Genomic DNA, 18,665 nt, shown 5'->3' on the forward strand with positions numbered 1-18,665 from the left:
ACGCTGCTTTAACGTCGACGAAGACGCGGGAAACGTGCGTGCATGCGCAGGTTACGCAGGTTAATCACGGCAATCGCTGTCCCCAAAATCACCAGCGAGGCGCCAATAATTTTAAAGCTGTTCAGACTGTCACCCAATACCACAATCCCCATCAAGACCGACAAGACTGGCGTCAGCAGCGAGTAGGGCATGATCAAATTGACGTTGTATTTTTTCAACAGCATGTACCACAGCGTGTAAGCAACAATCGACGAGGCGATAGCGCTGTAAAAAATGGCAAACCAGCCGCGCCAGCCTGCGTGACTCAACGCCGTCAGCTGATGAGATTCCATGACTAACGAAGCAACGCCAACAATCGGAACCGCCAAAAAGGCAATCCAGCCGGTCATGGTCAGTGGTTTAATCGAGGGTGATTTTTTGACGATCAGGTTGCTGACGGCCCAGCCGGTAGCGCTGCACAACAGCAGGCATAGTACCCACCACGTAGGAATGGTTGGGCTGCCGGATAGCACCACCACGCCGCTCAGTGAAACCAAAATGCCAAACAGCTGCACCATTTTTAGCTTCTCTTTCAGCACCACCATCGCCAGCAACATGGCAATCGGCGTGCCGAGCTGCACCACAATCGCGCCGGTTCCGGCATCGGTGTAGCGCATTCCGACGAACAGCAACGAGAAGTGCATAAAACCGAAGGTGAAGGCCAGCAGCAGCAGCCAGGGGAATTGCTGCCGGTTTATACGGCAGAACGGCACCAAAATAATGGCGACCACCACGAAACGCATCCACGTCAGGAACAGCGGCGGTAACTCCAGCAAGCCCCATTTCACTGCTACGTTATTGAAGGCCCAGATACACACCACCATTAAGACCAGAAAAAAATGCCGCGCCGCCACAATACCATCCTTTAATTAGTTACCTTTGCACACTAATGATGGCACGATCTGGGGGCATTCTGTCAGGAGATGAAAGATATTTTCTGTTTTTACTTCGAATGGAAAATCATAAGACTTTTAAGGCGATTGCTGGCAGACTGATTTTCCGAAACGCCCACTTCGCAGAGGATTCGATTCGGTATGATAAAAACGCCTGCATTACCCCTTGCCTTAATTCAGCTAGAAGTTCCTCCCGCAAACGTCGTGGCACAAATTGGCGAACAGCCCGCCTGGTTTATTGACGCGTTAGATTTACAGCCCGATGAGTACGTTATTGTGCGCCCGCATTTGGGTGAAGCGCTGCCTGAATTTAGCCAAATTTCCGCTGCTATTCTCAGTGGTTCCTGGGCGATGGTGACTGACCACGCCGAATGGAGCGAGCGCAGCGCAGCATGGGTACGCGCCGCTATCGACGCTGAGTTGCCATTGCTTGGCGTTTGCTATGGGCATCAGCTGATGTCCTACGCGCTAGGCGGTAAAGTGGCAGACAATCCGCAAGGCTGGGAACGCGGTTTATTGCCGCTGGTGTGCAGCGCGCAGGCGCAACAGGATCCGCTGCTGTCCGCACTACCCAAATCTTTCAGTGTCTGGCTTTCACATCGACAATCGGTGATTACACCGCCGCCGCAGGCGCAGGTGCTGGCGCATTCTGCCAAAGATGGCTGTCAAATCGTGCGCTATTCACCGCAGGCATTGTCTGTGCAGTTTCACCCGGAATTTACTCAGCAGATCATGCGTGCATGTTTGCCAGAAGGCGTGGAAATGAGCGGGGCAGAATCAGAAGATGCTGACTGGGCGCGGGAGTTGCTGAGCGCGTTCTGGTTACAGACGCGCCCGGCAATCAAGCAGGCTCAAGGCGCATAGTGACGCGTGCAGCGATAAACCCAGGCGGGTGGCACGTTTTTAAGCACCCGCTGGCGTTCCCAGGTGAAATAGCGCGACAGATCGGGTTGCGTCAGTGACGTATATTGAAACTGTACAAATACGCCGGTTGGGCTTAACGCATTAAATACTGCTCGCAGGATCGCATCACGCAAAGCAGGCGGCAGTGATAACAGCGGCAGGCCAGAGAAAATGGCATCGTATTTCCCGTTGAGGTATTCCGCTGAACAGGTACGAACCGTCATGCGAGGATCGTCCATTGCGATGAGTTTCTCTGCCAGCGAACCGCTGATCTCAAACACATCCAGCGTCGCTTCCGGCGACATACGCGCCAGGAGTTGGCGGGTTAAGACCCCATCACCTGCACCTAACTCCGCAATATTCAGTTGATTATCCCACGCGACTGAATGGGTCATGGCTCGGCACAGTGTGTCTGATGAAGGCGTAATGCTGCCCATTTTGCGCGGATTACGAATGAACTGATGAACGAAGTCTGCTTTTTTGCGCATTAAGGTAAAAGCCGAAGCCAGCATGCTGATCTCCTGTATGAATACTTCCCCATATTGACTGTTTCTCAGCGACAAGTTTCTTTTATGTGAGCGCAGCGGGGAAAAGTCGGAATTATCTGTAGCTTTACGTCGCGCAACTATTCCTTCGTCGCGGTCACAGTTTCCTCTCTCTAAATCTGACAGTCTGACGAAGATCAGCCATGTTAATAATAAGTTTAATTGTTGTTACATCCTGCACTCTACAAGGAGAAACACCATGCGTTACGCCGCTCCCGGAGAACAAGGTTCTCTCATTCAGCTACAAAAAAACTATGGCAACTTTATTAACGGTGAGTTTGTAGCGCCGGTTAATGGCAACTACTTCACCAATACCTCGCCAGTGAACGGATCAACCGTGGGGGAGTTTCCGCGCTCTGATAGCGCTGATGTCGATAATGCCGTGGCCGCCGCCGCTGCCGCCGCTGATGCATGGGGTAAAACCTCACCGCAGCAGCGCTCGCTGGTGCTGTTAAAAATTGCCGATCGGCTGGAAGAGAATCTTGAATATATCGCTGTAAACGAAACCTGGGATAACGGCAAACCCGTACGTGAAACCCTGGCTGCTGATATGCCGCTGGCTGTTGACCATTTCCGCTATTTTGCGGGCTGCGTGCGGGCGCAAGAGGGCAGTGCGGCAGAGATTGATGAGTTTACTGCGGCCTATCATTTCCATGAACCGCTGGGCGTGGTCGCGCAGATTATCCCGTGGAACTTCCCACTATTGATGGCGGCGTGGAAACTCGCTCCGGCGCTGGGGGCAGGCAATTGCGTGGTGTTAAAACCCGCAGAACAGACGCCGCTTTCTATCACGCTTTTTGTTGATCTGATCAAAGATCTATTACCTCCGGGTGTCATAAACGTGGTGCATGGCTTCGGTAAAGAAGCGGGTGAAGCGCTGGCCTCGCATCCTGGGATTGCCAAAGTTGCCTTTACCGGCTCAACCGCCACGGGCGGCCATATTCTCGAACTGGCAGCGAAAAGCCTGATTCCTTCTACCGTTGAGTTAGGCGGAAAATCACCGAATATCTTTTTTGAAGACATCATGCAGGCGGAAGAGAGCTTTATTGAGAAGGCCGCAGAAGGCGTGGTGCTCGGTTTCCTGAATCAGGGCGAAGTCTGTACCTGTCCTTCCCGTGCGCTGGTGCAAGAATCAATTTATGAACCTTTCATGGCCGCCGTGTTAAAACGCATCAAAACCATCAAGCGTGGTGATCCGATGGATACCGAAACCATGATTGGTGCGCAAGCGTCACAGCAGCAGTTCGATAAAATCCTCTCTTATCTGGAGATTGCGCAACAAGAGGGCGCAGAAGTGCTGGTGGGCGGTGGCGTGGAAAAACTGGAAGGATCGCTTTCCAGCGGCTATTACATTCAACCGACGCTGCTGAAAGGCAACAATAGCATGCGGGTATTCCAGGAAGAGATTTTTGGGCCGGTGATCGGTATCACCACGTTTAAAGATGAGGCGGAAGCGGTCAGCATCGCCAATGATTCGATTTACGGATTGGGCGCCGGCGTCTGGACGCGTGATATCAACCGCGCCTATCGCGTGGGCAGGGCAATCAAAGCCGGACGCGTCTGGACCAACTGTTACCATCTTTATCCGGCACATGCGGCATTTGGCGGTTACAAAAAATCGGGCATTGGCCGTGAAACCCACAAAATGATGCTTGATCACTATCAGCAAACCAAAAATCTGCTGGTGAGTTACAGCATTCAGCCGCTGGGCTTCTTCTAATCCCTCGGGCGTGTTGCAGCCGTTGCAGCGCGCCCGTTTTTATCAACGACGGGTTGTCGCTGTGATGAAATACGTTGATAGGGAAGATACGCCGCGCGGGTAGATCGGATGAATCACGGTTTGCTGTCATAAAATAGTCAACTGCGCATGTCAGAGTGCAGCAAGTTCAGAAGTCAGAATGCGTTCAAGATCAATCAGGTTTTGTCGATAGTAAGTTACGACTCTTCGTACACTGCGCGTCTTTCAATATAAGGAGATAATTGTGGAACACGTTTATAGCGATTTGAGCCAACATGATGAAGTGCTTGATGCTGTTGAGGAGAGCATTATTACCGTGAATCTGCCGGGACGTCAGTCGGTGTATGTTATGTGTCAGGAAGATGCAGATTTGCTGTTAGCAGTGAAATCACAAGAAAGTGAAAGTATGGAGCGTCAGGAATCGATTCATCAGCTGGATCAGCAATATCGCTTCTGGTAATAAAAATCCGCTAAGCCCGAAAAAGATCCTACTCATTACGTTAACAAATCGGGCGCATATTTCCCAACAGATATTTTGCTGTGGGGCTACTTTTACAAATAATAAACCTCTATCTTTAATATCCATGTCAAATTAATCAGGGTGAAAATATTTTAAATGGCGGGGGAAATAACCAACAGCCAATTATCTAACGAGTAGGTGTGTGCGTTTGGCAGGTTTGAAGGATCCCATCCAAAAAGGGGGAGTATTTAACGTTTTTTCATTTTAAATATCTCGATAAGTTTAAATGAAATTGCTCCAAGTGTAATGGCTGAGCCTGCAATTACCCCAAAAGAAATAGCTCTTATCACCTGATGGAATGGATAGTAAAAATGCCCCTTGGAAATATAAATTAATGCTGCTCCGCCCACCCCCATAATCAGATTGGCCAGCACGCAAAAAATGCAAGAATAAATAAATAGCTTTATATATTTAAGCATTACTTCTCATTTCCTTTCTCATCTTTAGGAAGGGTATTTAATCCATCCTTAACAAATCCATTGATAAACTCAAAACCACCTGCACCAATGATACCGTACGCTAAGCCCTGCACACTATTATCGCCGATGATTTTATCAACTCCATTAGGAGCAAATTTGCCGAATGCACCGCTTAATCTAGAGGCTACCCCAGCACCAGATAATGCTATAGGATTAGGCCCATCAGTAAATGCTGTTCCTCCTAACGCAATCTCAACGTTTGTCCATAGACCACATCCTGGAGCAAGACTGCCGGTTACTCCTGCCGCCGCAGCACTCCAGTAATCAAACGCCTTATTTTTGTTGCTTTCATGCCATAAAAGATTATTTATTGCCGTTCGTTGGTTTGTTTTTTTCTTGTGCTCATCTAATTTGTTGAAAATAAAATATCCCACAGCAATAAGCCCCCCTGCGACTAAACTCATTGTGGTGACTTTAATAATTCCCGCAAGAGATAAGTAAAAATTATCAACAGACATAAAAGCCACTAAAATTCTTGCAATCAATCCCAATATAAAAAAAGCCATGCTCATATAAATGAAAATGAATATATAAAGGGTTGTTTTTTTGCCACTATTCTTTATCCTTTTTATTTTTAAGTTCTTTGGTGATATCGTTGGATCTTTCAAACACGAATGCTGAGCCAATATCTCCAATTACGCCGAAAAAAGATCCTACATATGGCGCTAACAAATCTTTTGCATATTTCCCAAAGGATTCGCCAGCAATTGAGCCAGCAATGGCTCCACTTTGAGAAGTTAAACTTGGCCCATCAGTCATAGGTGGTTCCGCACTGTCGCCCAGCTCCCGACTGTCCGACCACTCCGCCGGATGGGTTGAGGCATGCACCGCCTGCAACGCCCGGATCGATACCTGCGCGTAGATCTGCGTGCTCTCCACGCTGCGGTGGCCCAACATCGCCTGGATCCAGCGCAGGTCCGCGCCGTTCTCCAGCATCTGGGTTGCCATCGCATGCCGGAACAGGTGGCAACTGCCCTTCATGATCCCCGCCGCTCTCAGGTAGGGCACCACAGCCATAGTCACACCACTGGTCATCAGCTAATCGATTTTCGGGTACATAATCAAACTCTGTCGACTGACTTGCATAAAAAAACCGGCGCTATGGCCGGGCCTCATTACATGAACCACTCATGAGCGACTGTGCTGAAGCTCACCACAGCCTCTAACATGATCCAGTTACGGCGACGGGAAGATGGGTTTTCACAGCGTAAAAACAAAGATCCCGGCTAATCAGCCGGGATCTTGCTAGTTCAGGTTATTTTTCTTTTCTTCGTAGTCCTGTAGGTACTTTTCTATGGGGTAGGCTGTTCCAAGCTCATGTATTTCACCAGTATCTTTATCAATTATGAACGGCGAATTCCCTGCGAGTTGAGCGGAAAACTCTCCAGTCTCAAGATATTCGCGGGATTGAAAGCAAAAAAACCATCCTTCTGCAAAACGTCCCTGAAGCGTAATAACTACAGGAATATCTGCATTTTTCAGATAATTTGTCGCTTTTTCTACTGCCTCATCAAAATTAATCATCAGTTCGTTCTCAATAATTGGAATGATTTAAACTGGCTAAGATCGGCAGATTTACCGGTTTGTCCATCAAGGAATCGGATCGTACCATTTTGGTTTACAACATTAAATACGTGCCCAGGCTGGCCTGGGCCATATGAGCCAAAAACAATCCCCCTCGACCCAGAACCTGCATCTGCCATTTGCTGCATAATATTTTCAGACGAAGATACGTATTTGAATTTGTTACCATATTGTTTTTCCAAAACGGTCAAGGGAATACCATTTTGATGATTGACAGGCAAAGCCGATGCAGGATTTCCAGCCAACGTAGCATCTGTGGCAACAGAGCAGTTCACACAATTATGTGTGCGGCCTGGCTCAGGATACCCTGGATTCACATTTTTAATTGAGCCAGCACTTTTAGAAACAGCCAAATACGCTTTAGCCAGAACATACTGCACCAGCTTCGCTTCACTGGTCGGCATACCGCTAGCTATGATTTCCGCGGCTTTCGTCGGCGTCATCGTTTCATTCGACGTCAACGCATTGACCGGCACCCCGAAGAACTCACCCCAGGCGGTCAACAGACCTTTAACCGCATCTTGGCCTTCCGGCATATCTCCTTTAGCCGCTTTCGCTAAAGCTTCAGATATCTGATCTACTCCTGCGCCATCCCTAAGCATCTGCGCACCGAGTGAACTCTGAGACATGCCGTACTGCTGCATCCCCAGACTCAGCGCATTTTTCTCCACAACAACTTTATCCGGCGTGAACTTCTCCACCGGACACAGCAATGCCAGACGCGGTGCGCCTTCCGAAGACGTCTTCGCCCAGTACTCACTTCCCGGCCAGGTAAAATTCCCTGATACGCACTTTTCACCCACGGACGCACACGCCCCGGTACTGAGTACCAGAGCCAGCAACAGCATAAGCAGGGAGGAGAGGATTTTAATGCGCGGCAGTAAACGGTGCCGTCAGCCGCTGGTAATCCCCTGATTTTGTTTTGTGACCACCATCATTACCCGAACCTGTAGCGGGGCCGCTGCTTGCTGTGGCTCCGCTACAGGTTGGCCGGGCGCGGGCTAGCGAGGCCCGTATGTTGCACTGCTGCCAGACCGGGGTTTGATTTTGCATGACCACACACAACCGGGGCGGGTTGCGGAAGCTGACCGACACGGGAACGAGCAACGCAGTGCGAGCCGTGACGGGCAGACGCAGCCGGGCGGGCATGAACGCTTTAAGCGGAGGTCAACGGCCGACCACCCTTTGAGGTGTTTGCTGAGGATTGCCGCTGAGGCCAGGACAGACGAGGAGCCGCCACGGACGGCGGCGACTGCGATGCTGAAGAACGATTACTGAAGCCCACAGCAGAGGCGCAGCCTGTGCGCCACGCCGCACTAAGATGCCAACACCGGCGGCCAGCCGCTCACCTATAGATAAAGGCTATCGTCGTAGGGCGATTCAATCAGAATTTTTTGAATTTCATGTCGTGCTTCTGGTTCCCATGCTGAATTCAGATTCGCCATTAATTCAATGAATTTTGGAAAAGCAATGCGTCTTCCATCTCTGCCTTTCACCCTGTGCTCTAACTCATATTGGAATGCTGTTTTATAAGCAAGCGCTGACATGATCCAATAAAGTAGTTCATCTAACGATCTAGTAACTTTCCTCGAGAATTCATAGCCTTTTTCTGAATAAATATAATTATATACATTATTTTCAAATGTAATATATGGAGTGCCATCACCAATAGGAGTGGTACAAAGATTAACCGAAAATCTTGGGAGACCAGCGTCTAAAATCATCTCGTCAACTTTTTTTTGTATTTCATCTATATTGAGTAGCATATCAGTGAACCTCACGAATATATCCATTCTTCAAGAGCCATTCCACATTCACTCGCTCTTGCATATTAGGTAATATTTGGATGCCGCCACCTGGCTCACCAAAAGCGGGGGTAATTTTTCCTTGTATAGCAGGTAAAGGTTTTATTACCTCATATTCATAGTATTTTTCAGCTTTGGCACCCGGCGCAAGAGCACGTTGTTCGTAAGGTGTTCCTTTTGGTGCAAGGAAAGAACCATTAGGCTCTCCATATCTATCCAAGTGAGTGCCTACCGGAATTGTAGTTTTGACAGGATCTCCTTCAAATCCCAAATTCTTAGGCCAATCCCAACCACCATTAGCATTCTTGAACCTGTCGTAGTAAGAATAACCTCCGGCTTCATTATCTGTGACTCCGCTCGAAGAATTAGGGTTCTTAGGAATACTTTCTTTGGTCACATCTTTGGCCAAAGAACTAATCTTATTTGCGGCGGCGACTCCCAGCACAGGAGCTATAGATGCAGCAACAATCTTCATCCCGTCATATGTTGATACGTATTGCTCCGCTGTCGCCTTGTCAACCCCAAGTTGCACCATGGCATAGTTCACCATCGCATCCTTCACCTGCTGCTGATTCTGGGCATCAACACTGGTGATATTCAGCAGGTTCACTATCTGCCCGTAAGCATCGCCGTACTGCTGGCTGGCTTTTGAGTTGTAGTTACCGGTGTTCTCGTACTCACCTTTGGTAGCAATGACTTCCAGCCTTGCACTGGCACAACCCGCACTTCCTGCATTTCCGTTACCACAGGCATCAATGACCTTCTGGTCACTGGTGATATCTTTTTCACGCAGTTCGTTAACTTTCTGCTGCGCTTTCTCGCGTTCAACAGGGTCTTTACTGTTGAGTTTCTGCTTCGCCAGCTCAAGCTCTGTCTTTTCAGACACGCTCAGATAGTTATTTTCAACAGTCGTCTTACCGGCCTGAGCCCCCGCAGCTGCATCCGCCGTACTACCGCCAGCCAGACCGCCTGCCAGGCCAGCAGCCAGTGTTGCCAGCGCGCTTACCGTCTGCTTCTCGGTTTCGCTTAGTTCGCTGACCGGTTTGCCGTAAGCATTTACGGCTATCATGCCGACCATCTCCGCCGTCGCGGCACCGCCCGCCCCAACGAGAGCATTATTCCCCTGAGCCGCTGCCAGTACGGCATTTACCGCTGCGTGGTCCAGCACCTTGCCAGCATCATCCAGTCCGCTTTGACCGATAACATTGGCAATTTACGGCGCAGTAGCCCCGGCCAGCGCTTTACTGATGTCACCGCCTGCAGGCCCCTGAACCGCCGCTGTCGCCGCCTGGATAGCCTGCTATAAGCCCGAAAAAGATCCCACGCATGGCGTTAAAAAATGGGGCGCATATTTCCCAATAGATTCACTAGCAATTTATTTTGCTGTGGGCCTACTTTTGTAAATAAAACCAACACCCTCAATCTTTAATGTTTATGTCAAATTTATCAGGCTTGAAAATATTTTAAATGGCGGTGGAAAATAACCAAAAGCCAATTATCTAACGAGTAGGTGTGTGCGTTTGACAGGTTTTAAGGATCCCATCAAAAAAGGGGTGGGGTATCTTTAACCTTTTTTATTTTAAACATATCAATCAGTTTAAATAAAATTGCTGCAAGTGTAATGGCTGAGCCTGCAATTACTCCAAAAACAATGGCTCTTTCAATTTGATTTCTGGGGAAGTTAAATACCCCATCCTTTAAATAATAGATGGAAGAGATAATCAACCCGATAACCAGCAATGCTATAACAAAAAAAACGCAGCTGTACATAAGTAATGCTGCGTATTTGCAGAAAGAACGTATCATTTATTAGTCTCTTCTTTAAATTGAGATTGTGGCATAGACTTATTGATATTCTTTATAAAACCATACGTAAATTCAAATACAGCACCGCTACCTATGTCATAGGTCAGTCCAGGAACAAAGTGACCGCCGATAACTTTTTCTACAATATGAGGAGCGTATTTTCCGAAGGCACCACCAAGGCCGGAACCAACAGCAGCACCACTCAACGCCACAGGATCGGGCCCATCAGTAAATGCTGTTCCTCCCAACGCAATCCCAACGTTTGTCCATAGACCACGTCCCGGAGCAAGACTGCCGGTTGCTCCTGCCGCCGCAGCACTCCAATAATCGAACGCCTTATTTTCATTACCTTCGTTGCTCATGTCATAGAACTGGTAGCCCGTGTTTGCGGCACTGCCTATCGCCGCTCCGGCTACAAACTGACCAAGAGACGCCGCTGGCCCAAGATAAGTCGCACCTGCTACCAAAACACCATCCTTATAACCTTCGACAATAGCTTTGGTAATATTCGCACCTTCAGGCAAATCACCTTTGGCGATCTTATCCAGACCTGCCTGTGTTTCTTCTGGAGTCGGATTTTTGTCCACAGCGTACTGATTCCACGATTGATTCGCCGCGCCAATACTCGTCATGCCCGTATCCAAACTGAAAGCATTATTCTCAACCGTTGTCTTACCAGCCTGAGCGCCCGCGATTGCATCCGTAGCACTGCCTCCGGCTAAGCCGCCTGCCAGTCCTGCGGCAAGCGTTGCCAGAGCTGACACCGTCTGCTTCTCTGTCTCACTGAGCTCGCTGACCGGTTTGCCGTAAGCATTTACGGCTATCATGCCGACCATCTCCGCCGTCGCGGCACCGTCCGCACCAACGAGAGCATTATTCCCCTGAGCCGCTGTCAGTGCAGCATTTACCGCTGCGAGTGCCGCTAACCCTTGTGCCGTCTGGCCTGAAGCTGCTTTTCCACTATCCGACTGACTACCGACCACACCCCGACCGGGGGCCGACTGCTCAGCCCCAGACCCCGACCGGTTCACATCGCCCACTTCCAGCAACCCGCACAGATGCGGCTGGCTACTGTCTTCTCCATCCCACAACAGACCGTATTCATAGGTTAAGCCACGCCAGTACAACACCAGATATTCCATTTCCAGCAGCCTTGACAGGTGGATCTTTAACTGCGATCTCCCCAGTTCAGCGCCGCACGAACATCACGGCGTGAGAAGCGTATTTCTTCCGCCTTAATCGCCTGTTTCGCGGCCCACGCTTTCACCCGGTCACGCAGCAGAACCAGCAGTTTCCTTGTCTGCGGCGACATCTCGTCTAATGTCCTGCCAAGCACCTCATGGGCAATACGGTTCGCCAGTTCGATGTCTGACCGCTCCACCTCGATATACTCCAGCCACTGGCCCCGATTCTGAACCCACTTTACTTCCCGCTGGTACTGGTGCAGCAGCGCTATCGACTGGATTAACGTTAGGTATTTCATATGGTCACGCCGGGTTCGGGTTTTATCACTCAGGAACGTCAGCTGAAGGGCGAACGGATTGACCACTTTCAGTGGTCTCAGCAGCCGATGGGCGTTCTGGTGCAGCCGGGTGACGTAACCTTTTTCACTCACCGCCAGCAACCCTTCCAGCGTCTGGTTGTGGCGTTGAGGCGCGTGGATAGCCTGCGTCTGTTCGCGGCTTTCGTTAACCGTCAGCACCAGACAGCGGTTTAACAGCTCTTCGTCCACATCGATAACCGTGGTGGTTAACATCAGCATCACCGGCCCCTGGACTTTGTACTCCCGCGTCACCAGTTCACCGCTTTGTTCGTTCTTACCGGTTGAGGCGATTTTCAGTTCACCATCCGACTGGAGCAACTATGACTACTTATTACAGCCGCACACCCAGCCTGCACCTGAAGGGCAACTGGCTGGCCGAGGCGGGATTTGGGACAGATACACCAGTTACTATCGCTGTTGAGCGGGGGCAACTGGTGATGCGGCTTGCGACTGAGTGACAAAAAAAGATCCCGGCAATTTTGCCGGGATCTCTAAGGTTATTTGCTTAATAGTTCATTCAGATGCCTCAGAGCATCAAGTAAATCAGGATCATCTGGAGAAATAGATTCATTTCTGAACAAAGCAACAGCATATATTTGCTCTAATACGAACCAATATTCATGGAAATCGTTTTTCCACTGAATATCTACCGACTGTAGACAAAATAATAAACCTTTTAAATTATCAATCAGTTTTTTAAGAGTAACTTTCCCTGATTCAAAAAGGGACAATGTTTCTTTCATCAGAGAGATCTGGCGTTCATCGTACTCACTGATATTTATATCTGACAGTAAAATCATTGTTTTATCCTTCCAAAGTCGACAGTTACGACTGTGCCAGTTTTGGTATCAGTAATAACGGTTATATTGTTCTTACTGTCATAATAAGCTGTTGTAGCGGGTCGTTTACCTTGTATCGCATTTTCTGGTCGTATTGCATTTTCCACAGTAGTAAGTGTTATATTCTGCTTCTGCATACGGTCTAATGAGTGCCCAGAGTAGTCAAGATTTCCTATCATTACTGGCTTATTCTTACCATCTATAATATTTAGCGGATTACCTTTTGAGCCAGTGGGCGTTTTTTCGGAGATCTCATTACTAGCTTTATTTATCAGCTTAGATGCCTCAGCCACATCCCCTTTCTTAAGCGCTGTTTCAGCCGCCTTGATGGCCTTACCTGCCGCATCACCTGCGCCAGGAATTATACCGATTGCAGCGGCAAGATAATCCAGCGCCGACTGCGCTTCCGCAAAGCTTTTGATATCACCCACGACAGGCACGAAGTCAGCGCCCAGTGATGCAGTTTCTTTCAGCGCTTCACGCCGCTCCGTGTACATCTTCACCGGGCAGGCTTCGGCGCTCATTCCGCCGCAGTTTGCCTTCTTATAGCGCTCGTTTTCGGCCTCAACGTATTTGCCCGCCTTCTGTTCCAGTGTCTTGCCTTCAGACTGCGCCTGCGCAATATCGCTCAGCGCATTATTCTCAACAACAACTTTATCCAGTGCGGAGTCAGCCAGCGAACAACATTTTTCTTGGTACACTCAGCTGGTTACAACTACATTTTCCCTGTGCATTCTGTCCCGGACAACTTTTTTCCCAGACGTGCTTTTTCAGGCCGCTACGCCATTTTTCCCATCGTTGTTAAAGAGCGGCCTACCCATCACATCAGCCACCGCCGCACCCAGTGTGATCCAGTTGCGACGGTGTGAAGTGGAAGTATTTCAAGATTAAAAACGACTACTAAAATAAATAAGTTGAATATTTTTTCAAGCTTGTAATTATTTCACTTATCTCATTTTTTGGAATGGTTATATCCTCAATGAGTGGACGCTCTATATTTTCCCAAACCCTTCCATTATCCCCATCAACTAATTTCGTTATTTTACCCCCAACAATTCTCACTGAACTTTCATTTGAAACAGCAAAAAAATATGCCCCAGAGTCGTGAATGATCGTGGGGGAAGCACAAAAATCAAACACTTGCTCTGGGTATTCATCATCTTGTGTCGACTCTGGGTATGCCAGTTTGAACAGGGCATCAAAAGCTTCATTTGTTGGTGCATTGAAAATTTCATCATTGCATGGCAGAGAGATAAGAGCATTTTTTTCATCAATGACATCATAAAAATCAACATCTAACGTTGATGTCCTGACATCTTCTGGATACATATTTCCATTTACAAAAAAATAAAAAAAACCATTCTTATAGGAGTCACTCCACTGAGGAATACTTTCTACCCAGATAGCAAAACGATACGGATCACCGAAAATCATATTTACCTCCATTTCCCAGGCAACCCAAACTCTTTTTTAACAGCGTTTGGTATATCACTTTTTTTCAATGGAACGGATGCATCTCCCGTACTTCCTGACCAATGCCATGAACCATCATTTGTATTCGTAAATTGATGCACGTTACCTTTTTCGTCCAATGCATACCTCTTTTTCCCATTTTCTACTGAGTTGCCAAACAATCGAATAGAGTTTGTAGGTTCGGTCCCGGCGTTTCTATTATATCCAACTTGACCTAGAGTATGTTTCCCATTCGACTGATAAACCAACCCATTGGCAGCTTTCGTTGGGGTAGGTATAGGCATCGCGCTTCCCTTACCTTTTCCAATCCCAGCAATTCCCGCTGCGCTTGTCCCTGCCACCTGCGCTAACGAATTGATAGCAAGCTGCTTCGCTTCAGACGAATCACCAGACATTAAGGCATTGTGAATCGCCGCATTTCTGTCAGCCTCAAGCTGGATCGTAGTTACCTGAAGGATTGAAAGCTCGCTCTGATCTGCCGGACTCAGACCTCCATTAACTCGCGCTTTTTCCAGCAACTCATTGGTACGGTTAGCATAATCAGTCTGCAACCTGCCAACTTCATTCACTTTGTCAACACAGTCACGAGCGCCTGTACACTCTACAACACGCTTTTGTTGTGCCGCTGAGATCTGCTTGTACTTCTCGGTGATCGTTCTTTCACAGGCTTTGTTGCCCTGACACTGCGATATTTCCTGAACGCGGGACTTGTTTTCCTGAACACTCAGCGAGTTATTCTCAACGCCAACTTTAGGGGAGGTTCACTGTGGCTGGGATTGTTTACAAATTGATAAATGACTACATGCTTAGATTTTTCGGTAATAAAAAAACCAGAGAACAAAACCTATAGGTATACATAGTAGACTCAGTTTAAAACTCAACAATGCAATATTAATGATGATTTTTTGCCATTCCGTCCATGTTGTCCCTATATCTAATTGCAGCCATGATAAAAATACAAACATGACAAAAAGACTAAAAAACAAAGACAGCCCCACATACAAAGATAAGATAAATAATCTTGCTATATTTTTTTTAGTCATCATTTTTGTCTGCTTTATTAATCTCGGACAATCCGCTGATTGTTGACTCACTGGTTCCACTACCAACAATATTACCAACCAAGTTAGGTACGGGATTCACTGTTACTGGTTTTGTTATCGTCCATACCCCTGTCGGCACCCATTCATACTGTTTTGATATTGGGTTTAGCTTTTTATCAAACGGTATCTTAATAACATTACCCGCAGCATAACCGGCCGATGTGCCCGCCTTACTCAGCAACGCCGCCATAAACGGATCATCGCCTTTGATTTCTGCCTGGTAATAGCCGCCTGCCGCATTCCAGTTTACTGTCGGGTTATAACCTTTACCGGCTGTTATCGCGCCAATCACTCCGGCACCCATTACATCCGACAGTTTTACCTCTCCTGTCGTTCCGTACTGGATACCCGCACTGGCCGCTGACGTGACTCCCACCGCGATTAGCTGCTCTTTCCCCTTAGTCACGGTATTGGTAACAATCGCTTTCCCGCCCATCACCGCAGCCGGCCATGATGTCGGATCGCTGACCACCGCCATCACACGGTCACCCGTCGTGATATTGTCTTTCAGGAATTTAAGATCAGCACCGTTAAGGTAATTCACCAGTGCCGCTGCATCCGGATCTTTCAGCTTTTCATCCAGCCGGAACTGTGACGGATGGGCATCATTTGCCACATTCGTTCCCGCCTGAATCAGCTCTTCCCAGGTAACACAGGCCACACCACCGCCACTACAGGCCTCAGCCAGTTCCCTGCTGTTCTTGTTGCTGATTTCAATATACTTCTCAGCCACTGAATGACAGTCACCGCCAGAGGTTTTACAGTCCTGCATTTCTTTATCAAGCTGCCTGGCTTCTGTACTGCTCAGATAGTTATTTTCCACCGTAGTCTTACCTGTCTGCGCTCCCGCAACCGCATCTGCCGTACTTCCGCCTGCCAGACCGCCAGCCAGGCCAGCAGCCAGTGTTGCCAGCGCGCTTACCGTCTGCTTCTCTGTCTCACTGAGCTCGCTGACCGGTTTGCCGTAAGCATTTACGGCTATCATGCCGACCATCTCCGCCGTCGCTGCACCGCCCGCATCAACGAGAGCATTATTCCCCTGAGCCGCTGCCAGTGCGGCATTTACTGCTGCGTGGGCCAGCACCTTGCCAGCATCATCCAGTCCGCTGTGGCCGATAACATTGGCAATATACGGCGCAGTACTCCCGGCCAGCGCTTTGCTGATGTCACCGCCCGCCAGACCCTGTACCGCCGCTGTCGCCGCCTGGATAGCCTGCTGAACTTTCCCACCGGTACCTAAACCACTTTCGCTAAAGGCTTGGTGGTTGAAGATCCTGATTAGGTCTGGGGAACGGATATTACCTACATACGGGCATGGCAGGGCTGGCTGTATTTGGCCGTGGTGATCACCCCTTATGCGCGCAAAGTGCGGGGCTGGTCGATGAAGCCTACGTTGTTGCGCGATTAAGGAAAGGGAAGGGAAGATCATTGCTATTTGCAAGTCCTCTTTCCTGAAAATTAAAATCCTTTAACTTTGAATGCCTGCAACAGAACTATTGCAAGCCCTAGTATAGCCCCTCCAAAACCGCCAATTTTAACCCCTCGAAAAAATTCATTCCATGTCAATTCAAATTCATCAGTTAAAAGCCACAAAATGATTACAAAGAATATTTTAACCAATAATCCTGCGATAATTACGGAGGCCAAACAGCCAAGAAAGATGTAAAAGCTAAGAGTAAGCTCTCTTTTTAAGTAATTAGTGCGATGATTCATTCCGTGGCCTTGTTAATTTTTTCTGCTTCTGAACCTTACTTTTTTATCTTCTCAGTTATCCATATTCCTAAGCTAAGGAGTAGCCCCATCATTGCTCCCGTAGTTACTCCTTCTTTTATATCTAAGACTGAAAAAAGAAATTCCCCTCCAAAAAATTAAATGAGCACTTAAGCGAATGATGAATGTAATTCCTATGCAAAATGTGATCATAAGAATAATACTAATAATTGAGCTTACTAATAATTTCATTGATTTAAAACTCCGACAGAATTAATCTGCTCTTGAACCGCATTTCCCGCTTTTCAGTAATATACGAAGCCCCTAAGTTACCGGCTCCACGTGGGTATTTACTCGGCAACATTTCTTTTGCAATCCCTAGTTGCCCTTTGATCTCGGTATATTTTAGTAACTGAGGGTCAAACTTAGGATTCCAGCCACCAGTGTTCCATTTTTCTGTAGCATTTGTTTCTGAAGAAATAATCTTACCAGCTCCAAAACCTGCAGCAGAACCTAATCCCCCGGTAATTGCCCCTACTAATGGGTCATCACCATTTATTTGATAAGTTAGTGCGCTACCTGATATTTCCCACCCAACAGTTCCGAAAAAAATTTACCTCATGCTGGCTACTCTGGCCCAGATTTTTTATGTTATTAGATATTAAATCGATATTTAATCCATAATCCAAGGACGATTGTACCGCTAACAAACGAACCAATTTTAATGCTCAAAAACAAAATATCAACAACAGAAATATTGATATCACCTGTTTCAAAATAAAAAATAATGGGTTTGATGAATAGTGCAAAAAATGAACTTAAACTCATGATTATCATCAGAACCATAAAAATAGCGAGCCAATGGTAAAAGTTATTTTTCATTTTCATTCCCCAGTTGCAAGCTATTCGTGGCTTTAGAACCACCTTGTCCAGTTGCTTCTGTAATTATTGATGAAATAGCGTTACCGGATATTCCGGGTGTTGGTGATAAAGGTAATGGCTTACTTATCCCCATATCCATATCAACCCACTCATAATTTTTCCATGCTGGGTTTACCCATTTATCTAATGAAATTGTGGCCGCCTTACCGATTCCATAACCGAACCCCGAAGCAGCACCACTTATTACACCACCTTTTATCGGGTCATTTCCGTTCAGATAGCTTGATGTCACTCCACCTGTCGCATTCTAACCTACAGTTCCAAGGAAGCCTGTATTTGCAGTAAATGCACCTACATAACCGGTAATTAGAACAACTGTTGGATTTATTGCTCCATTAACCAGGTATTGGATACCCGCATTTGCGGTTGCGCCAGTACCCGCTGTCATCTGCATTCCACCAGGTAAATATAACAATCCACCTGATGATAAGCTGCTGTGTAAGCTTTGTTTTCTCGGCCCGCTGACCACAACAACTATATGAGGTAGTTACTATGGCTGCGCAACATCATAAGTGCGAACACATCTCAACCAAAGCCCGGCGTTATACCGGGAGCTATATCCGGGATCAGCAGAAGTTTCAGCCGTCACCGTCCATCACCCTTAAGGGGCACTGGATGGCAGATTTTGGATTTGAGACCGGCCAGAGGATCAAGGTAATCCCGGAGGCTGGACAGCTGATTATCCGGCTGGCGGATGAAGGTTAACTGACTGGTATGCATAGTAAAAACCCAGTTGATTGGCT

The 18,665-nt window shown here is 47.8% G+C and carries 19 protein-coding genes and 5 pseudogenes; 6 read left to right on the forward strand and 18 right to left on the reverse strand.

Annotated features, from left to right (window positions below; all coding sequences use genetic code 11):
• Positions 1-8: 8 nt before the first annotated feature.
• Positions 9-893 (reverse strand): EamA family transporter, encoded by an 885-nt coding sequence (locus ACF2G4_RS03685; RefSeq protein ID WP_243078127.1) that lies wholly within the window; start codon positions 891-893, stop codon positions 9-11.
• Between the two features lie 180 nt (positions 894-1,073).
• Here ACF2G4_RS03685 and ACF2G4_RS03690 point away from each other — a divergent pair, with 180 nt between their 5' ends.
• Complete coding sequence (locus ACF2G4_RS03690) at positions 1,074-1,796, forward strand: glutamine amidotransferase (RefSeq protein WP_332627694.1); 723 nt, start codon at positions 1,074-1,076, stop codon at positions 1,794-1,796.
• Here ACF2G4_RS03690 and ACF2G4_RS03695 read toward each other — a convergent pair.
• Positions 1,784-2,347, reverse strand: a complete 564-nt coding sequence (locus ACF2G4_RS03695) for a methyltransferase (protein ID WP_332627696.1) — start codon at positions 2,345-2,347, stop codon at positions 1,784-1,786. The genes ACF2G4_RS03690 and ACF2G4_RS03695 overlap by 13 nt on opposite strands.
• A gap of 232 nt (positions 2,348-2,579) precedes the next feature.
• Between ACF2G4_RS03695 and ACF2G4_RS03700 the strand changes: the two genes are divergently transcribed.
• Entirely contained in the window at positions 2,580-4,100 is a 1,521-nt protein-coding gene (locus tag ACF2G4_RS03700) for an aldehyde dehydrogenase family protein (protein ID WP_409075522.1), read from the forward strand.
• A 262-nt stretch (positions 4,101-4,362) separates the two neighbouring features.
• Entirely contained in the window at positions 4,363-4,578 is a 216-nt protein-coding gene (locus ACF2G4_RS03705; RefSeq protein WP_409075523.1) for a hypothetical protein, read from the forward strand.
• 248 nt (positions 4,579-4,826) lie between these two features.
• Here ACF2G4_RS03705 and ACF2G4_RS03710 read toward each other — a convergent pair whose 3' ends face one another.
• From ACF2G4_RS03710 to ACF2G4_RS03750, 9 genes and pseudogenes are all read right to left on the reverse strand, one after another.
• The gene (locus ACF2G4_RS03710; RefSeq protein WP_409075524.1) at positions 4,827-5,057 is read right to left on the reverse strand and encodes a hypothetical protein; all 231 of its coding nucleotides are present in this window, start codon (positions 5,055-5,057) and stop codon (positions 4,827-4,829) included.
• Positions 5,057-5,725, reverse strand: a complete 669-nt coding sequence (locus ACF2G4_RS03715) for a hypothetical protein (protein WP_409075525.1) — start codon at positions 5,723-5,725, stop codon at positions 5,057-5,059. The genes ACF2G4_RS03710 and ACF2G4_RS03715 overlap by 1 nt, the downstream gene beginning before the upstream one ends.
• A 166-nt stretch (positions 5,726-5,891) precedes the next feature.
• A pseudogene (locus ACF2G4_RS03720) lies at positions 5,892-6,143 on the reverse strand (tyrosine-type recombinase/integrase); the annotation flags it as partial.
• Between the two features lie 219 nt (positions 6,144-6,362).
• Positions 6,363-6,641 carry a YrhB domain-containing protein gene (locus tag ACF2G4_RS03725; protein WP_409075526.1) on the reverse strand — a complete coding sequence of 93 codons (279 nt, stop codon included), beginning with the start codon at positions 6,639-6,641 and terminating at the stop codon, positions 6,363-6,365.
• Positions 6,641-7,504: a toxin glutamine deamidase domain-containing protein gene (locus ACF2G4_RS03730; protein ID WP_409075527.1), complete on the reverse strand. Its 864-nt coding sequence runs from the start codon at positions 7,502-7,504 to the stop codon at positions 6,641-6,643. Before ACF2G4_RS03730 ends, ACF2G4_RS03725 begins: the two co-directional genes overlap by 1 nt.
• A gap of 546 nt (positions 7,505-8,050) precedes the next feature.
• Positions 8,051-8,467: an immunity 63 family protein gene (locus ACF2G4_RS03735; RefSeq protein ID WP_409075528.1), complete on the reverse strand. Its 417-nt coding sequence runs from the start codon at positions 8,465-8,467 to the stop codon at positions 8,051-8,053.
• 1 nt (position 8,468) lies between these two features.
• Positions 8,469-9,806, reverse strand: a pseudogene (locus ACF2G4_RS03740) (TNT domain-containing protein); the annotation flags it as partial.
• A gap of 242 nt (positions 9,807-10,048) precedes the next feature.
• The gene (locus ACF2G4_RS03745; RefSeq protein WP_409075529.1) at positions 10,049-10,312 is read right to left on the reverse strand and encodes a hypothetical protein; all 264 of its coding nucleotides are present in this window, start codon (positions 10,310-10,312) and stop codon (positions 10,049-10,051) included.
• Positions 10,309-12,173 (reverse strand): annotated as a pseudogene (locus ACF2G4_RS03750) (VENN motif pre-toxin domain-containing protein); the annotation flags it as partial. The pseudogene ACF2G4_RS03750 and the gene ACF2G4_RS03745, both read right to left, overlap by 4 nt.
• 2 nt (positions 12,174-12,175) lie before the next feature.
• Here ACF2G4_RS03750 and ACF2G4_RS03755 point away from each other — a divergent pair.
• Entirely contained in the window at positions 12,176-12,313 is a 138-nt protein-coding gene (locus ACF2G4_RS03755; RefSeq protein WP_409075530.1) for a SymE family type I addiction module toxin, read from the forward strand.
• Between the two features lie 39 nt (positions 12,314-12,352).
• Here the strand turns inward: ACF2G4_RS03755 and ACF2G4_RS03760 are convergent, their stop codons facing one another.
• The 5 genes and pseudogenes from ACF2G4_RS03760 to ACF2G4_RS03780 all read right to left on the reverse strand — a co-directional run.
• The gene (locus tag ACF2G4_RS03760) at positions 12,353-12,655 is read right to left on the reverse strand and encodes a hypothetical protein (protein ID WP_409075531.1); all 303 of its coding nucleotides are present in this window, start codon (positions 12,653-12,655) and stop codon (positions 12,353-12,355) included.
• The gene (locus ACF2G4_RS03765) at positions 12,652-13,395 is read right to left on the reverse strand and encodes a DUF4258 domain-containing protein (RefSeq protein ID WP_409075532.1); all 744 of its coding nucleotides are present in this window, start codon (positions 13,393-13,395) and stop codon (positions 12,652-12,654) included. Before ACF2G4_RS03765 ends, ACF2G4_RS03760 begins: the two co-directional genes overlap by 4 nt.
• 199 nt (positions 13,396-13,594) lie before the next feature.
• Entirely contained in the window at positions 13,595-14,128 is a 534-nt protein-coding gene (locus ACF2G4_RS03770; RefSeq protein ID WP_409075533.1) for an immunity 42 family protein, read from the reverse strand.
• A gap of 2 nt (positions 14,129-14,130) precedes the next feature.
• Positions 14,131-14,736, reverse strand: coding sequence for a hypothetical protein (locus ACF2G4_RS03775; RefSeq protein ID WP_409075534.1), 606 nt, complete (start codon positions 14,734-14,736; stop codon positions 14,131-14,133).
• A gap of 466 nt (positions 14,737-15,202) precedes the next feature.
• Positions 15,203-16,531, reverse strand: a pseudogene (locus ACF2G4_RS03780) (VENN motif pre-toxin domain-containing protein); the annotation flags it as partial.
• 21 nt (positions 16,532-16,552) lie between these two features.
• On the opposite strand from ACF2G4_RS03780, the pseudogene ACF2G4_RS03785 reads away from it, so the two are divergent.
• Positions 16,553-16,675: pseudogene (locus ACF2G4_RS03785) on the forward strand (IS3 family transposase); the annotation flags it as partial.
• Between the two features lie 53 nt (positions 16,676-16,728).
• Here the strand turns inward: ACF2G4_RS03785 and ACF2G4_RS03790 are convergent.
• Positions 16,729-16,983: a hypothetical protein gene (locus ACF2G4_RS03790; RefSeq protein WP_409075535.1), complete on the reverse strand. Its 255-nt coding sequence runs from the start codon at positions 16,981-16,983 to the stop codon at positions 16,729-16,731.
• An 868-nt stretch (positions 16,984-17,851) separates the two neighbouring features.
• Positions 17,852-18,154, reverse strand: a complete 303-nt coding sequence (locus ACF2G4_RS03795; RefSeq protein ID WP_409075536.1) for a hypothetical protein — start codon at positions 18,152-18,154, stop codon at positions 17,852-17,854.
• A gap of 260 nt (positions 18,155-18,414) precedes the next feature.
• Here ACF2G4_RS03795 and ACF2G4_RS03800 point away from each other — a divergent pair, with 260 nt between their 5' ends.
• Entirely contained in the window at positions 18,415-18,627 is a 213-nt protein-coding gene (locus tag ACF2G4_RS03800) for a SymE family type I addiction module toxin (protein WP_409075537.1), read from the forward strand.
• Positions 18,628-18,665 lie beyond the last annotated feature (38 nt).

The sequence above is a fragment of the Pantoea phytostimulans genome (assembly GCF_046118715.1).
Classification (GTDB): domain Bacteria; phylum Pseudomonadota; class Gammaproteobacteria; order Enterobacterales; family Enterobacteriaceae; genus Pantoea; species Pantoea phytostimulans.

Coding starts and splice junctions, on each gene's coding strand:
- ACF2G4_RS03800 (WP_409075537.1), top strand. CDS start 18,415: ATGGCTGCGCAACATCATAAGTGCGAACACATCTCAACCAAAGCCCGG.
- ACF2G4_RS03725 (WP_409075526.1), bottom strand. CDS start 6,641: ATGATTAATTTTGATGAGGCAGTAGAAAAAGCGACAAATTATCTGAAA.
- ACF2G4_RS03735 (WP_409075528.1), bottom strand. CDS start 8,467: ATGCTACTCAATATAGATGAAATACAAAAAAAAGTTGACGAGATGATT.
- ACF2G4_RS03790 (WP_409075535.1), bottom strand. CDS start 16,983: ATGAATCATCGCACTAATTACTTAAAAAGAGAGCTTACTCTTAGCTTT.
- ACF2G4_RS03710 (WP_409075524.1), bottom strand. CDS start 5,057: ATGCTTAAATATATAAAGCTATTTATTTATTCTTGCATTTTTTGCGTG.
- ACF2G4_RS03760 (WP_409075531.1), bottom strand. CDS start 12,655: ATGATTTTACTGTCAGATATAAATATCAGTGAGTACGATGAACGCCAG.
- ACF2G4_RS03755 (WP_409075530.1), top strand. CDS start 12,176: ATGACTACTTATTACAGCCGCACACCCAGCCTGCACCTGAAGGGCAAC.
- ACF2G4_RS03700 (WP_409075522.1), top strand. CDS start 2,580: ATGCGTTACGCCGCTCCCGGAGAACAAGGTTCTCTCATTCAGCTACAA.
- ACF2G4_RS03770 (WP_409075533.1), bottom strand. CDS start 14,128: ATGATTTTCGGTGATCCGTATCGTTTTGCTATCTGGGTAGAAAGTATT.
- ACF2G4_RS03745 (WP_409075529.1), bottom strand. CDS start 10,312: ATGATACGTTCTTTCTGCAAATACGCAGCATTACTTATGTACAGCTGC.
- ACF2G4_RS03695 (WP_332627696.1), bottom strand. CDS start 2,347: ATGCTGGCTTCGGCTTTTACCTTAATGCGCAAAAAAGCAGACTTCGTT.
- ACF2G4_RS03690 (WP_332627694.1), top strand. CDS start 1,074: ATGATAAAAACGCCTGCATTACCCCTTGCCTTAATTCAGCTAGAAGTT.